The 14,200-nt window shown below is 68.2% G+C and carries 21 protein-coding genes; 20 read left to right on the forward strand and 1 reads right to left on the reverse strand.

Features of this window, described 5'->3' with window-relative positions; genetic code table 11:
* Positions 1-18: 18 nt before the first annotated feature.
* From UN84_RS11855 to UN84_RS11920, 15 genes are all read left to right on the forward strand, one after another.
* The gene (locus tag UN84_RS11855) at positions 19-489 is read left to right on the forward strand and encodes a head completion/stabilization protein (RefSeq protein WP_046080000.1); all 471 of its coding nucleotides are present in this window, start codon (positions 19-21) and stop codon (positions 487-489) included.
* A complete protein-coding gene (locus UN84_RS11860; RefSeq protein ID WP_046079999.1) occupies positions 489-701 on the forward strand; it encodes a tail protein X in 213 nt (70 codons plus the stop codon). Before UN84_RS11855 ends, UN84_RS11860 begins: the two co-directional genes overlap by 1 nt.
* 4 nt (positions 702-705) lie before the next feature.
* On the forward strand, positions 706-1,050 hold the full coding sequence (locus UN84_RS11865; protein ID WP_046079998.1) for a putative holin: 345 nt from the start codon (positions 706-708) through the stop codon (positions 1,048-1,050).
* Complete coding sequence (locus tag UN84_RS11870) at positions 1,047-1,319, forward strand: phage holin family protein (RefSeq protein WP_046079997.1); 273 nt, start codon at positions 1,047-1,049, stop codon at positions 1,317-1,319. The genes UN84_RS11865 and UN84_RS11870 overlap by 4 nt, the downstream gene beginning before the upstream one ends.
* The gene (locus UN84_RS11875; protein WP_046079996.1) at positions 1,319-1,885 is read left to right on the forward strand and encodes an N-acetylmuramoyl-L-alanine amidase; all 567 of its coding nucleotides are present in this window, start codon (positions 1,319-1,321) and stop codon (positions 1,883-1,885) included. Before UN84_RS11870 ends, UN84_RS11875 begins: the two co-directional genes overlap by 1 nt.
* Positions 1,882-2,253, forward strand: coding sequence for a hypothetical protein (locus UN84_RS11880; protein WP_046079995.1), 372 nt, complete (start codon positions 1,882-1,884; stop codon positions 2,251-2,253). Before UN84_RS11875 ends, UN84_RS11880 begins: the two co-directional genes overlap by 4 nt.
* Complete coding sequence (locus tag UN84_RS17540; RefSeq protein ID WP_442908413.1) at positions 2,213-2,362, forward strand: hypothetical protein; 150 nt, start codon at positions 2,213-2,215, stop codon at positions 2,360-2,362. Before UN84_RS11880 ends, UN84_RS17540 begins: the two co-directional genes overlap by 41 nt.
* Positions 2,359-2,841, forward strand: a complete 483-nt coding sequence (locus UN84_RS11885) for a phage tail protein (protein ID WP_046079994.1) — start codon at positions 2,359-2,361, stop codon at positions 2,839-2,841. Before UN84_RS17540 ends, UN84_RS11885 begins: the two co-directional genes overlap by 4 nt.
* Positions 2,838-3,503 (forward strand): phage virion morphogenesis protein, encoded by a 666-nt coding sequence (locus UN84_RS11890; protein ID WP_161796817.1) that lies wholly within the window; start codon positions 2,838-2,840, stop codon positions 3,501-3,503. The genes UN84_RS11885 and UN84_RS11890 overlap by 4 nt, the downstream gene beginning before the upstream one ends.
* 75 nt (positions 3,504-3,578) lie before the next feature.
* Positions 3,579-4,163, forward strand: a complete 585-nt coding sequence (locus UN84_RS11895; protein ID WP_046079992.1) for a phage baseplate assembly protein V — start codon at positions 3,579-3,581, stop codon at positions 4,161-4,163.
* Positions 4,160-4,498, forward strand: a complete 339-nt coding sequence (locus UN84_RS11900; RefSeq protein WP_046079991.1) for a GPW/gp25 family protein — start codon at positions 4,160-4,162, stop codon at positions 4,496-4,498. Before UN84_RS11895 ends, UN84_RS11900 begins: the two co-directional genes overlap by 4 nt.
* Entirely contained in the window at positions 4,495-5,406 is a 912-nt protein-coding gene (locus UN84_RS11905) for a baseplate assembly protein (protein ID WP_046079990.1), read from the forward strand. The genes UN84_RS11900 and UN84_RS11905 overlap by 4 nt, the downstream gene beginning before the upstream one ends.
* The gene (locus UN84_RS11910) at positions 5,399-6,043 is read left to right on the forward strand and encodes a phage tail protein I (RefSeq protein WP_046079989.1); all 645 of its coding nucleotides are present in this window, start codon (positions 5,399-5,401) and stop codon (positions 6,041-6,043) included. The genes UN84_RS11905 and UN84_RS11910 overlap by 8 nt, the downstream gene beginning before the upstream one ends.
* An 18-nt stretch (positions 6,044-6,061) precedes the next feature.
* Positions 6,062-7,462, forward strand: coding sequence for a phage tail-collar fiber domain-containing protein (locus UN84_RS17335; protein ID WP_052719389.1), 1,401 nt, complete (start codon positions 6,062-6,064; stop codon positions 7,460-7,462).
* A 30-nt stretch (positions 7,463-7,492) separates the two neighbouring features.
* Complete coding sequence (locus tag UN84_RS11920; RefSeq protein WP_272899154.1) at positions 7,493-8,071, forward strand: DUF4376 domain-containing protein; 579 nt, start codon at positions 7,493-7,495, stop codon at positions 8,069-8,071.
* Positions 8,072-8,163: 92 nt separating this feature from the next.
* Here the strand turns inward: UN84_RS11920 and UN84_RS11925 are convergent, their stop codons facing one another.
* Positions 8,164-8,928, reverse strand: coding sequence for a hypothetical protein (locus UN84_RS11925; protein ID WP_152662882.1), 765 nt, complete (start codon positions 8,926-8,928; stop codon positions 8,164-8,166).
* 150 nt (positions 8,929-9,078) lie between these two features.
* On the opposite strand from UN84_RS11925, the gene UN84_RS11930 reads away from it, so the two are divergent.
* From UN84_RS11930 to UN84_RS11950, 5 genes are all read left to right on the forward strand, one after another.
* Positions 9,079-10,590, forward strand: coding sequence for a phage tail sheath subtilisin-like domain-containing protein (locus UN84_RS11930; RefSeq protein WP_052719388.1), 1,512 nt, complete (start codon positions 9,079-9,081; stop codon positions 10,588-10,590).
* Between the two features lie 12 nt (positions 10,591-10,602).
* Positions 10,603-11,115 carry a phage major tail tube protein gene (locus UN84_RS11935; RefSeq protein WP_046079987.1) on the forward strand — a complete coding sequence of 171 codons (513 nt, stop codon included), beginning with the start codon at positions 10,603-10,605 and terminating at the stop codon, positions 11,113-11,115.
* A 73-nt stretch (positions 11,116-11,188) separates the two neighbouring features.
* Entirely contained in the window at positions 11,189-11,512 is a 324-nt protein-coding gene (locus tag UN84_RS11940) for a phage tail assembly protein (protein WP_046079986.1), read from the forward strand.
* Between the two features lie 26 nt (positions 11,513-11,538).
* On the forward strand, positions 11,539-11,664 hold the full coding sequence (locus tag UN84_RS11945) for a GpE family phage tail protein (RefSeq protein WP_046079985.1): 126 nt from the start codon (positions 11,539-11,541) through the stop codon (positions 11,662-11,664).
* Positions 11,665-11,691: 27 nt separating this feature from the next.
* On the forward strand, positions 11,692-14,193 hold the full coding sequence (locus tag UN84_RS11950; RefSeq protein ID WP_052719387.1) for a phage tail tape measure protein: 2,502 nt from the start codon (positions 11,692-11,694) through the stop codon (positions 14,191-14,193).
* Positions 14,194-14,200: the final 7 nt, after the last annotated feature.

Consider the following 14,200-nt stretch of genomic DNA (forward strand, 5'->3'; position numbering starts at 1 on the left):
TGAGCGAGAGCCGCCGCCATGTCCCTGATCGCCGCCGGTACCGGCACCGCCCCCGACGATCCGCCCAGCCTCGACAACAACGGTTTCTGGCCGGCCATCGAGCCAGCGGACTTCCGCGAGGCCACCCGGCTGGACGGCACCGTCACCGTGCCGCGCCTGGTGCAGGCGCTGCAGGTGGCCATGGCCGACGTCAATCGCCAGATCGCCGACTGGCAGCTCGCCCACCAGGACGACGGCGCCGCCACCCTCGACGCCGTGGCGCCGCCGGCCTGGGCCCTGCCCGACCACTACGCCCTGCTCTACCGCCGCGCCGTCTATGCCACCGCCCACGCCAGCCTGCTCGAGCGCTATCGCGACGTCTCCGCCACCCAGGACGGCGACGAGCGCGGCGAGGCCAAGGACGAGGCCGCCGACGACCTCCGCCGCGACGCCCGCTGGGCCGTGGCCGAGATCGAAGGCCGGGCGCACTCCACCGTGGAGCTGATCTAGTGCCTGACGTGCGCGCCCACCAGGGCGAGACCCTCGACGCACTATGCCAGCGAGTGCTCGGCCGCACCGCCGGCGTCACCGAGCAGGCCCTCGCGCTCAACCCGGGTCTGGCCGACCTCGGCCCGGTGCTGCCCCACGGCACCCTCGTCACCCTGCCCGACGAACAGGCCGCCGAGCCGGCCGTCGCCGACACCATCCAGCTCTGGAGCTAGCCCCATGGCCGAACCCAGCACCGCCGCCGCCGCCGGCACCGCCACCCTCACCGCCGCCGTCATCGGCATGCTGCCCGGCATCGATGCCAATGCCGTGGTGGGCGCGTTCTGCGGCGCCACCCTCTTTGTGATCAGCGCCAAGGACCTGGGGCTGTTCGAGCGCTTCGCCTACCTGCTGATCTCGTTTGCCATCGGCTACCTGGGCGGGCCGGCCCTGCTCGGCGACATGCTCGAGCAGAGCGCCGTGTCCGCCTTCATCGCCGCCGCCGTCACCGTGACCGCCGGGCTGCGGGCCATCGACGGCGTGAAGACCCTAGACCTCAAGGCCTGGCTGGGAGGGAGGAAATGACCGTCTCCGGAATCGTCACCCTGATCGCCGCCCTGGTGATCATCCTGCGCCTGATCACCTACCGCCGCGGCGGCAGCCGCTACCGCCCCGGGATCGGCGTCGCCGCCTGGGCCAGCATCGCCGCCTGCGCCGTGGCGATCGCCGAGGTGCTGGCCACCGGGGCCCCGCGGGTTGGCTGGCTGGCGATCCTGCTGCCGGCCTTCGCCGTGATGCTGCTGCTCGCCGGCGGCAACCTCGCCCACCTGCTGCGCCCGCCCTGGAGGTTCTGATGCGCCAGTACGCCGCCCTGCAGCAGAAGACCCTGTTCGTCTCCGCCGGCCACAGCGAGCGCGATCCCGGCGCCGTGGCCCACGGCCACACCGAGGCCGCCATCGTCCTCGAGTTTCGCGACCTGCTGGCCGACTACCTGGCCGAGCGGGTCATCGTCGATCGCGACGGCGCGCCCGGTGAGAACCTCCCGCTGCGCGACGCCGTGGGCGCCGCCAAGGGCCACGACCTGGCCGTCGAGTTTCACTGCAACGCCGCGGGCAGCCCGGACGCCACCGGCGTCGAGACGCTCAGCGCCGGCCACCACTACCCGCTGGGCAATGCCCTCTGCCAGGCCATCGCCGACGCCCTGGGCATCGCCAACCGCGGCGCCAAGGGCGAGGCCAGCGGGCAACACAGTCGGCTGGCCTACATCAGCCAGGGCGGCGGCCTGATCGTCGAGCTGTTCTTCCTGACCAACAAGCGCGACCTGGCGGCGTACATCGCCAACCGACGCCGCTGCATCGAGGCAGTGGGCGACGTCCTGGTCAATGAGATCTGCGCCGCGGCCCTGGAGCGCCCGGCATGACCCGCGCCCGGCTGCTCGCCCTGGCCCTGCTGATCGCCGGTACCGCCGCCGGCGGCTGGTTCGCCCGGGGCTGGCTCGAGGACAGCCAGCGCCTCAGCGCCATGCAGGCCGCCGAGGCCGCCATCGACGCCGCCATGGCGCGCGAGTCGACGATCGCCCGCGCCGTCGAGGACCGCCTGGCCGAGCTCGACGCCAGCGAGCGCATCATCGACCGAGGAGTGATCCGTGAAATCGAGAAGCCCATCTATCGCCGCGTGTGCCTTGAGCCTGACGCTGTCCGCCTGCTCAACCACGCCGCCGCCGGCACCGCCCCCGATCCAGCAGAGCCTGATGACGCCCTGCCCGGCAGCGCTGCCCCGGCTGACTGACGGCACCGGCAAGGATGTCGTGCTGACCATGGACGACTGGGCCGGCCAGTATCACCGCTGCGCAACGCGGCACAACGGCCTGATCCAGGCCCTGGAAGACCGCCCATGAACAAGCTCGCCAGTCTCCGCGCCCACCTGATGCAGGCCATCCCGGGACTCGACCGCGACCCGGATCGCCTGCGCACCTACGTGCCCGAGGGCACCATCCGCTTCCATCGCGGGCAGCACCTCAGCCACGAGTACCGATTCACCGCCGAGGTGATCCTGCTCGACCACAACGGCACCACCGACACCGTGGTGGTGCCGTTGCTGCAGTGGCTCAGCCACTACCAGCCGGACCTCGACCCCGAGACCGCGGTGCGCTTCTCGTCGGAGGTGCAGCGACACGACGCCGTGGACCTGATCTTCTCCATGGAGTTGACCGAGCGCGTGATCGCCCTGGTCAACTGCGAGGCCGGCCGGATCGACAGCGAACACCGCATGCCCGAGTACCCCATCGAGGCCTGCCCGGCCACCGAGTGGCAGCTCTACGCCAAGGGCCCGGGCGAGGACGAGCACGAACTCGAAAGCGAGTGGTCCTCGCCGTGACCCGCGACGACCTCGACCAGCTCGAGGGCTGGCTCGCCCCGCTGCTCGAGCGCCTCTCCGCCAAGGAGCGCAAGGCGCTGTCTCGCGAGATGGGCCTCGCCCTGCGCAAGAGCCAGCGCGACCGCATCAGGGCCCAGCGCAACGTCGACGGCACCCCCTACGCCCCGCGCAAGGGAAAGAAGCACGAGCGCCGCGCCCGTCGCCGGCTGCGTTTCATCTACGAGAAGCCCGGTCACGAGCCCGAAGAGCGCGAGATCGTCAACTGGATCGCCACCCCGGAGACCTACTTCGGCTTCGACGAGCAGAAGGCCGGCGACCTGCGCACCTTCAAGAAGGTGCGCATCGTGCGCTATCTCGAGCGCGACCTCACCCCGGTGGCCCGCCCCGGCGCGCGCGGCAAGCGCAGCCCAGACAACCGGATGTTCCAGAAGCTGATGACCGCGAAGTACATGAAGGTCGACGCCTCGGCATCGGGCGTCGGCGTCGGCTACGAGGGGCGCATCGCGCACATCGCCCGCATCCACCAGGAAGGCCAGACCGGCCAGGTCAACGCCCACATCCGCCACGACTACCCCGAGCGCGAGCTGCTCGGCGCCACGCCCGACGATATGGACATGCTGTTCGAGATGATCTTCCGGCACCTGGACGTGCCGGAGGGCTGACGCCGTTTTTGTGCCCCCGCCCTCTCACAATCCCCACCGCTAGAGCCCCGGCCCTCGCCGCGCAACCATCGCGGCATGAGCCAACACCCCCTGCAAAGCGCCGCCGAGCTGCTGCGCCTGATCCATAACCTGATCCGCCTCGGCACCATCGCCGAGGTGGATCACGGCGTCGTGGGCGAGCGTCCGCCGCGCGTTCGCGTGAAATCCGGTGAGCTGCTGACCGCCTGGCGGCCGTGGATCGAGTGCCGCGCCGGCACCACATGCGACTGGAACCCGCCCACCGTCGGCGAGCAGGCGGTGTTGTTCTCCCCCGGCGGCGATCCCGCCGGCGCCGTGGTGCTGGTCGGGCTGTTCTCCGACGCCCACCCCGCGCCGGCGGATCTCCCCGAGCTCTGCCGCCGCCTGTTTCCGGACGGCGGCCTGTTCGAGTACGACCACCAGGCCAGCGTGCTGCGCATCAAGCTGCCCGGCCGCATCGAGATCGAGGCTCCGGGCGGCACCGCCTGGCTCGGCAACATCGACCACCAGGGCGACATGGCCCGCGCCGGTAGCTATGCCCAGGACGGCGGCTCGCTGACCCACAACGGCAAGAACGTCGGCCACGACCATCCGCACAGCGGCGTCGTACCCGGCAGCGGCCAGAGCGGAGGCCCGGTATGACCGGCATGAACGCCACCACCGGCCGCGCCCTGGAGCGCCTCGAGCACATCCGCCAGAGCGTGCGCGACATCCTCACCACCCCGATCGGCACCCGCGTCATGCGCCGCGAGTACGGCAGCCTGCTGCCCGAGCTGATCGACCGGCCGCTGTCCGACGCCCTGATGCTCCAGGTCTACGCCGCCACCGTGATGGCGCTGCTGCGCTGGGAGCCGCGCCTGCGCGTCACCGCCGTGCACCGCAGTGTCAGCACCGCCCAGCCCGGCCGCGCCACGATCGAGATCCAGGGCCAGACCACTGACGGCCAGGCCATCCGCGTGGAGGCCCCCATCGCATGAGCGGCACTATCGACCTTTCCCAGCTCCCCGCCCCCGACGTCGTCGAGGCCCTCGACTACGAGACCGTGCTCGCCGAGCGCAAGGCCGCCCTGCTCGCCCTGGTCGGCGAGAGCCAGCGCGCCGAGGTCGAGGCCACCCTCGCGCTCGAAAGCGAGCCGCTGACCATCCTGCTCGAGGAGAACGCGTACCGTGAGCTCGTCTGGCGGCAACGGGTCAACGAGGCCGCCCGGGCGGTGATGATCGCCCACGCTGACGACGAGGATCTCGACCACCTCGTCGCCAACTTCGAGGTCGAGCGGCTGACGATCGACCCGGGCGACCCCGATGCCACCCCGCCGGTGCCGCCCACCTATGAAAGCAACACCGACCTGCGCCTGCGCGCCCAGCGGGCGTTCGAGGGGCTCAGCGTCGCGGGGCCTCGCGCCGCCTATGAGTTCCATGCGCTCTCCGCCGACGGCCGCGTCGCCGACGCCACGGCCACCAGCCCGGCCCCGGCCGAGGCCCTGGTCACCCTGCTTTCGACCGAGGGCAATGGCGCCGCCATCCAGGACTTGATCGACGTCGTCGACGCCGCCCTCTCCGCCGAGGACGTGCGACCGGTGGGCGACCGCCTCACCGTGCAGTCGGCGGAGATCATCGACTACAGCGTCGACGCCACCCTCTACGTCTACCCCGGCCCCGAGCAGGAGCCGATCCTCGCCGCGGCCCAGGCCGGGCTGACGGCCTACGTTACCGCCCAGCGGCGCATCGGCCGCGACATCCGCATCTCGGCCATCCATGCGGCGCTGCACGTCGAGGGCGTGCAGCGCGTCGAGCTGGCCGCGCCGGCCGCCGACGTCGTTCTGGACGACACCCAGGCCGCCCACTGCACCGGCACCACGGTGACGATCGGAGGCAGCGATGCCTGATAGCCGGACGCCGCTGCTGCCACCCAACGCCTCGCCCCTGGAGCGCGCCGCCGCCGAGGCCCTGGCCGAGATCCAGCGCGTGCCGGTCCCGCTGCGCGACCTCTGGCGGCCGGCGACCTGCCCGGCGCACCTGCTGCCCTACCTCGCCTGGGCGTTCAGCGTCGACCGCTGGGACCCGACCTGGAGCGAGGCCGCCAAGCGCGACGTCATCGCCTCGGCGTTCTACGTCCACCAGCGCAAGGGGACCATCTCGGCGCTTCGCCGGGTGGTCGAGCCGCTGGGTTACCTGCTCGAGGTCGTGGAGTGGTGGGAAACGAACCCGGAAGGCGAGCGCGGCACCTTCGCCCTACGCATCGGCGTGCTCGACACCGGCATCACCGAGGCCATGTACACCGAGATCGAGCGGCTGATCGACGACGCCAAGCCGCTTACCCGCCACGTCAGCGGCCTCGACCTCGCCGGCGAGAGCCGCGGCACCGCCTACCTCGCCGCCGCCACCTACGACGGCGACGTCACCGCTGTGATGCCCTTCGTCGCCGGGGAAACCGAGGTCGCCGGGGAAACCGAGGTCGCCGGGGCCTTCTACGTGGGCGCCGCCACCGACAGCACCGACATCGCCACCGTCTACCCGCTCTGATAGCGAGAGGAGCCCCGCATGCCCCAGTTCTATACGCTGCTCACCGACACCGGCCAGGACAAAATGGCCAACGCCGTGGCCCTGGGCGGCACCATCGAGATCACCGAGCTGGCCGTCGGCGACGGCAACGGCAACCTGCCCACCCCGGACAGCAGCGCCACGGCGCTGGTCAATGAAGTGCGGCGCGCCCCGATCAACGCCAGCCAGACCGACCCCGACAATCCTAGCTGGATCGTGGTCGAGCAGGTCCTCCCGCCCGACGTCGGCGGCTGGACCATCCGCGAGATCGGCGTTTATGACGTCGACGGCGACCTGATCGGCATCGGCAACTACCCCGAGACCTACAAGCCGGTGCTGGCCGAGGGTAGCTCGCGCACCCAGACCGTGCGCTTCGTGCTCGAGGTCAGCGACACCAGCGCGGTCACGCTGAAAGTCGACCCTGCGGTGGTGCTCGCCACCCGCGAGTACGTCGACGACGAGCGCGCCGAGCACGAGGCCAGCCGCGCTCATCCGGCGGGGACGGAAGCCGCTCAGGGCATGGTCCGATACGGGACGATGGCAGAGCATAAAGAGGGAGCCCGCAGCGACCGCGCGGCTCATCTGGCTGGCGTCCTGGCTGCCATTCATCAGTTCGGATTGGGCGCATTCGGTCAGAGTCTCGATAACGAAAACGTCGATGAAAAAATCAAGGGGGGATTTTGGTCCAAGCGAACAACCGAAACTACAGCGGGAGATAACCCATACGACGCCTACAGGCTCGTCGTTCTTCCGTATGATTCAAGCGGGGCGGGAGCGCAGATTGCCATATCGACGACCGGCGAGATGGCATTTCGCGCACTATCGTACGGCGGCTGGACTCTCTGGCGAGAGGTCTATGGCTCCCACAACCTGGGGGCATCAAACGAAACGACGCTGGGCCTCATCAAGCTGGCTAGTCAGTCTAAAACCGATGCAGGTACTGACGACTCGACGGCAGTCACTCCGAAGAAGCTAAAGAATTGGGCGGCCAGCTGGGTTAAACAGGCGACCGAAACCGTCTCTGGGATGCTCAAGGTTGCGACACAAGCGAAAACCGATGCGGGCACTGATGACTCGACGGCGATCACGCCGAAGAAGCTGCGCTGGGGTGTTTCGTATGATATTTCGAGCGATGGCTATATCGCGTTGCCATCCTGGCTCGGCGGTTTGATCATTCAATGGGGGCGGGGGAATCTCGTTGACACGAGCGTTGGTTACACGAGTTTTCCTATCGCGTTCCCGACGGCTCTCGTGCATGCCGTCGTCGGTGACGCATCGGGTAATGCTGCTTCAGAGCCCGTCACCTGGAGGTTTGATGAGTCGTCAAAAACTCAACTGGCAGCATACTCATCAGCAGGTTCCTCTCTCGGTAAGTTCTCGTATTTGGCCATCGGATATTAACCATGATTTACCAAAAAGGATTGATCGATGATGTTTTATAGCCCCTCGCAAAACTCGTTTTACCCGTCAAGTCTCCGTTCCTCATATGAGTTATCCGGTATGTGGCCGGATGATGCGGTGCCAGTCAGCAAAGCAGCATTCGAGAAATATAAGGGGGCTCCGCCCGCAGGCATGACGCGCGGCGCAGACGACGGTGGCTATCCAGCCTGGGTCGAGATCCCACCGCTGTCGCTCGAAGACCTCGCCACCCGCCAGCGCGCCGCGATAGCCGCCGCCCTGGCCGATGCCCTCGCCGCCGGCATGCCCTACACCATGCCCGACGGCACCGAGGACACGGTGCAGATGCTGGCCGAGGACCGGCAGAACCTGCTCGGCCTGGCGATCGAGGCCCGCGACCTCAAGGCCGCCGGCGTTTCGGATCCCGTCCAGGAGTTCCGCGGCCTCTCGAACACGCGCTACCCGATGACGCCCGACCAGGTCATCGCCCTGACCGACGCCGCTCTCGGACACTACAAGGACTTGTTGCAACAGAGCTGGGACCGCAAGGACGCGATCGACGCCGCTTTGGCCGCCGAGGACCGGGAAGGGATCGAAGCGGTGGTGTGGTGATCACCGCCGCCCGCTTCAGAAAGCACAACGCCCGCCGATTGGCGGGCGTTTCAATAGAGAAAGGAGGGCTAAAAACCAGAGATCATGCTAACTTAGTTAGCACCGAGCCCTTGCCAAACAGCAACCGTTTTATCAAGACCACAATAATCTTCGGGAAGGCGCAAGGCTTTACGAACCCTTTCAAAATCTTTCTTCCGAATATCTTTGTGAAAAGCATGAGAGCAACGTATGACGTGCCATACATCGCTCAGTTCATATTTAAAGTAATCGTATAGCTCGGGCGCATCTTCGATGCATTCAGTCACAAAGATAAGAAGCCGGCAAAACTCCGCAACCGACAAAGAGCAAATTGCGGACGTATAGTACTGCCCGGATTCCTCCAACCCCACAGACAGCTTATAGTCATAGATAATTTCACCAAACGTCGCACTTTCAGGAATAAAATCGGAGCTTGGATACGGAAAGCCATTCCCTTTCAAATAAGCAGAAGCACATGCGCCTAGCCGTTCATTCATGGAACTTCTCAAAGTAGGGAAAAATTTTTCCGCCCTGCTGTAAGCCTCGATTTTCCTCTGATGATTATCAACTTTGGCGATCTGCTCTTCTTGTGCCTCAATAATGGAATCCTGCTGCCTCAACGTAAGGATCAAGGCGAAAAGCGTGAAGGTGACGGCAGCCACACCGACGGTTCCAGAAAGGTAGGCTCCAAAATCCGCCCAAGCTCCAGAATCAGTAGACAAATCATTGCCAGCGAACTGAAACATGTAAAACCCGACTGATGCCCCAGAAGCCGCCAGCGTGCCCACGATCAACAACCGATAGATCCAGACTTTCTGGTTACTCTTCTCACCCTTCATGCTGCCTCCCTGCGCTATCTGTGGAGCCAAGCCTACCCCGCCGCACCGATTTTGTGCCATCACCACCCCACAACCTCCACCGCTAGAGCCCCGCCCGCTCCCGCGCAAGCATGACCCCGACCGTCATGCTCACCTGCGCAGGAGCTCCCAATGCCCCAGGATTACCACCACGGCGTGCGCGTCGTGGAGATCAACGAAGGCACCCGGCCGATCCGCACCGTCGCCACGGCGGTGATCGGCCTGGTGGCCACCGCCCCCGATGCCGCGGCGGCCGTTGCCGCCACGCTGCTCAAGGAATCCGCCGCCGCCGAGAGCGGCGTCACCTACACCGCGGCCACCGCCGGAACCACCGGCAACGCCATCCACGTGCGCTACGTCGACCCCGGCAGCGCCTCCGCCACGCTGGCCATCACCGTCAGCGGCAAGGACATCACCGTCAGACTGGCCACCGACATCGACGGCGCGATCGTCAGCACCGCCGCCGAAGTGGCCACGGCCATCAACGGCGAGGCCAACGCCTCCGCCCTGGTCACCGCCGCCGAGGAAGGCGCCGGGGCCGGCGTGGTCGCCGCGTCGGGCTTCGCCAACCTCACCGGCGGCGAGGACGAGCCGTTCCCGCTGAATACCCCGGTGCTGGTCACCGATCCGCTGGGCGCCCAGGGCGACGCCGGCGACACCGGCACTCTCGCCCGCTCGCTGGACGCCATCGCCGACCAGGTGAAGACCCTGGTAGTCGTGGTGCGCGTGGCCGAGGGCAGCGACGCCGACGCGACCAAGACCAACGTCATCGGCGGCGTGAATGCCAGCGGCAAGCGTACCGGCGTGCAGTCTCTGCTCGCCGCCGAGGGCCGCCTGGGCGTGAAGCCGCGCATTCTCGGCGTGCCGGAGCTCGACGACGCCGACGTCACCAGCGAGCTGATCGGCGTGGGCCAGAAGCTGCGCGCGTTCGTCTACGCCTCCGCCGGCGACAGCACCACCATGGAAGAAGCGGCCATGTACCGCGAGAACTTCGGCGCCCGCGAGGTCATGGTGATCTGGCCCGACTTCACCGGCTGGGACACAGCGACCTCCAGCACTCGCACGCACTCCGCCGTGGCCCGCGCCATGGGCCTGCGCGCCAAGGCCGACCAGGCGATCGGCTGGCACAAGACCCTTTCCAACATGCCGGTCAACGGCGTGACCGGCATCAGCCAGGACGTGTTCTGGGACCTCCAGGACCCCAGCACCGACGCCGGCTACCTCAACAGCCACGAGGTCACCACGCTGATCCAGCGCAGCGGCTTTCGCTTCTGGGGCTCGCGCACCTGCAGCGCCGACCCGCTGTTCGCCTTCGAGAACTACACCCGCACCGCCCAGGTCATCGCCGACACCATCGCCGAGGCCCACCTCTGGGCCGTCGACAAGCCGATGCACCCGAGCCTGGTGCGCGACATCGTCGAGGGCATCAACGCCAAGTTCCGCGAGTGGAAGCGCCAGGGATACCTCATCGACGGCGTGGCCTGGTTCGACGCCGAGATCAACACCCCCGAGGTGCTCAAGGCCGGCAAGCTCTACATCGACTACGACTACACACCGGTACCGCCGCTGGAAAACCTGATGCTTCAGCAGCGCATCACCGACCGCTACCTGGTCGACTTCGCCGACCGCGTCGCCGCCGCATAACAGGAGATCGAGATGGCACTTCCCAAGATCCTCAAGGACTTCAACCTGTTCGGCGACGGCAACAGCTGGCAGGGCCTGATCCAGACCATCACCCTGCCCGAACTCGCCCGCCGCATGGTCGAGTTTGAGGCCGGCGGCATGGACGGCCCCATCGAGGTCGACATGGGCAACCAGCTCATGGAAATGACCTGGACGCCCGGCGGCCTGCTGGTCGACGGCGTCTACGACACCTACGGCTCGCCGATCCACGACGCCGCCCAGCTGCGTTTCACCGGCAGCTACGAGAGCGACGAGGACGGCACCGTCGTGCCCGTCGAGATCGTCGTGCGCGGCCGCCACAAGACCATCGGCATGGGCGAGGCCCAGAAGGGTGACAACTCCACCGGTGAGATCACCACCACCATCAGCTACTACAAGCTGACCATCGACGGCGAGGTCGTCATCGAGCGCGACATCCCCGGCAACGTCTTCATGGTCCGCGGCGAAGACCGCCTCGCCGACCGCCGCGCCGCCCTGGGCACCTGATCACCGGCCACCACCACCCACAGCACCGCCGCCCCACCGGGGCGGCCCATGATCCTCATCGGAGCCACACCCCATGACCGACAAGACCACCGCCCCCGCCGAGCTGCCCCAGGTCGTCACCGAGACCGTCGAGCTGGACACTCCCTTCAAGCGCGGCAGCCAGACCGTCACCGAGCTGCAGATCCGCAAGCCCAAGAGCGGCGCCCTGCGCGGCGTGGCCCTCACCGACGTGCTGCAGATGCAGGTGGACGCCCTCACCCGCGTGCTGCCGCGCATCACCGAGCCGGCCCTCACCGAGGCCGAGGTGCGCGACATGGACCCGGCCGACCTGGTTCAGTGCGGCGGCGTGGTGAGCGGTTTTTTGCTGCCCAAGGCGGCGAAGGCCGCCAACGAGTAACCCTGCCCGAGCACGTCGACGACGCCATGGCCGACCTCGCCATGGTGTTCCACTGGGGGCCAACCGAGATGGACCCGATGGAAATCGACGAGCTGATGGAATGGCGCGAGCGGGCCCGCCGACGCGCCGAGCCGCCCAAGAAGTCCCGCTGACCGTATCCAAGACAGGAAGGAACGCCGATGGCCCGCGACCTCAAGCTGCAAGTCGTCCTCGACGCCGTGGACCGGGTCACTCGGCCCCTCAAGCAGATCACCCAGGGCAGCGGCCGCACCGCCGAGGCCCTGAAAGCCAGCCGCGACCAGCTCAAGACCCTGGAGCGCGCCCAGCGCGACCTCCGCGGCTTCCGCGACCTCAAGCGCCAGAGCGAGAGCAGCAGTCGCGCCCTCGAGGAGCAGCAGCAGGAGATCCGCGAGCTCTCCCGCCAGATGCAGAACGCCGAGGGCGACACCAAGGCCCTCGGCCGCCAGCGCGCCCAGGCCATCCGCCAGGCCCAGCGCCTCAAGGAGCAGTACCAGCAGGAACAACGCCAGCTGGACTACCTGCGCCGCAACATGACCCGCGTCGAGGGCGTCACCGGCAGCCACGCCGACCAGCAGCGCGAGCTGACCCGGCGCATCCGCGAGGCCAACGGCCAGCTCGAGGCCCAGCAGCGGCAGCTGCGCCAGACCGCCCAGCGGCAACGCCAGGCCGCCGACGCCGCCAAGCGCTACCACCGCGACATCGGCCGCGCCGGGCGCATGGCCGGGGCCGGTGCCGCCGGCATGGCCACCGGCGGCGCCGCGCTCTACGGCGGCGCACGCATGCTCACTCCGGGCGTCGACTACGGCGCCGCCATGTCCCGCGTGCAGGCCCTCACCCGGCTGCAGGAAGACGACCCGCGCCTGCAGGCCCTGCGCGACCAGGCCCGCGAGCTGGGCTCGAGCACCTCGTTCAGCGCCACCCAGGCCGCCGACGCCCAGGGCTTTCTCGCCATGGCCGGCTTCGATCCCGACGCCATCCGCGCGGCCATGCCCTCGATGCTCGACCTGGCCAAGGCCAACGACACCGGACTCGGCCGCACCTCGGACATCGCCTCGAACCTGCTGTCCGGTTTCGGGCTCGATCCCAGCGAAATGGAGCGCCTCGGCGACGTCATCACCGCCACCACCACCCGGGCCAACGTCAATCTGGAGATGCTCGGCGAGTCGATGAAGTACGTCGCCCCCGTGGCCCGCGAGATGGGGCTCTCGCTGGAAGAGTCCGCCGCCATGGCCGGCCTGCTGGGCAACGTCGGCATCCAGGGCAGCCAGGCCGGTACCACCCTGCGCGCCATGATGCTGCGCCTCTCCGCCCCCACCGGCGCCGCGGCCGGGGCCATCGAGGAACTCGGCCTCAACATCAAGGACGCCGAGGGCAACATGCGCAACGTGCCGCAGATCCTCGCCGACGTTGCCCAGGCCACCGAGGACCTGGGCAACGCCGAGCGCATGGAGTACCTGAAGGCGATCTTCGGCGAGGAACCCGCCGCCGGCATGGCCGAGATGATCAACCAGCAGGGCTCGGCCGGCGTCGAGGCGTTCACCGGCATTCTGGAGAATGCCGCCGGCGAGAACGCCCGCATGGCACGCACCATGGCCGACAACATCAGTGGCGATCTCAAGTCGCTCAACAGCGCCTGGGAAGAGGTCGGCATCACCATCACCGACACCAACGAGGGCCCGCTGCGCGAGCTGATCCAGAACATCACCACCATCACCCGCGGCGTCGGCAACTGGATGAAGCAAAACCCGCGTCTCACCGGCACCCTGGCCACCGCCGCCGCCGCGGTGGCCGCACTGGTCGCCGTGGGCGGCAGCTTCATCGCCGTGCTCGGCTCGGTGCTCGGCCCCATCGCCCTGGTGCGCTATGCCCTCACCCTGCTGTCGCTCAACCCGGTGGGGCTGACCATCATGGGCATCGTCGCCGCCGTGGCGGCACTGGCCGCCGGCGCAACGCTCATCTATCGCAACTGGGATGGCATCAGCGCGTGGTTCGGGGAGCGATGGCAGGACATCAAGGACGCGTTCAGCGGCGGCATCGGCGAGGTCGCCCGGCTGCTGCTGGACTGGTCGCCCATCGGCCTGATCTGGCGTGGCGTCACCGCCGGCCTCGACGCCCTGGGCGTGGAGATCCCCGAGAAGTTCGGCTCCCTGGGCAGCGCGATGATCGACGGCATGATTGACGGCCTCACCGGCAAGATAGGCGAACTGCGCGACCGGATCACCGGCATCGCCGGCAACGTGCGCGACTGGTTCGCCGACAAGCTCGACATCAACTCGCCCTCGCGCGTGTTCGCGCAGCTCGGCGGCTACACCGTCGACGGCCTGAACGCCGGGCTGGACGCCCAGCGCGACGAGCCGGCCCGCCGCGTCGGCGAGATCGCCCGGCGCGTACGTCAGGCCGGCGCCGGCATGGCCATCGGTGCCGCCAGCCTGCCCGCCATCGCCGACGTGCCCATCGACCACCGCCCGCCGCTCCAGGCCGCCGGCGGTGGTGGCGACGTGCACATCACCATCGAGGGCGGCATCAACGTCCACGCCGCCCCGGGCATGGACGAGCAGGCCCTCGCCCGCATGGTCGGCGCCGAGGTGCAGCGCGCCGTGGCCGACGCCGCTCGCGACGCCGCCGCCCGCCGGCGCTCGTCCTTCTACGACATCGACTGACAGGAGC

Origin of the sequence: Halomonas sp. HG01 (assembly GCF_000968715.2) — a bacterium.
Taxonomy (GTDB): Bacteria; Pseudomonadota; Gammaproteobacteria; order Pseudomonadales; family Halomonadaceae; genus Halomonas; species Halomonas halophila.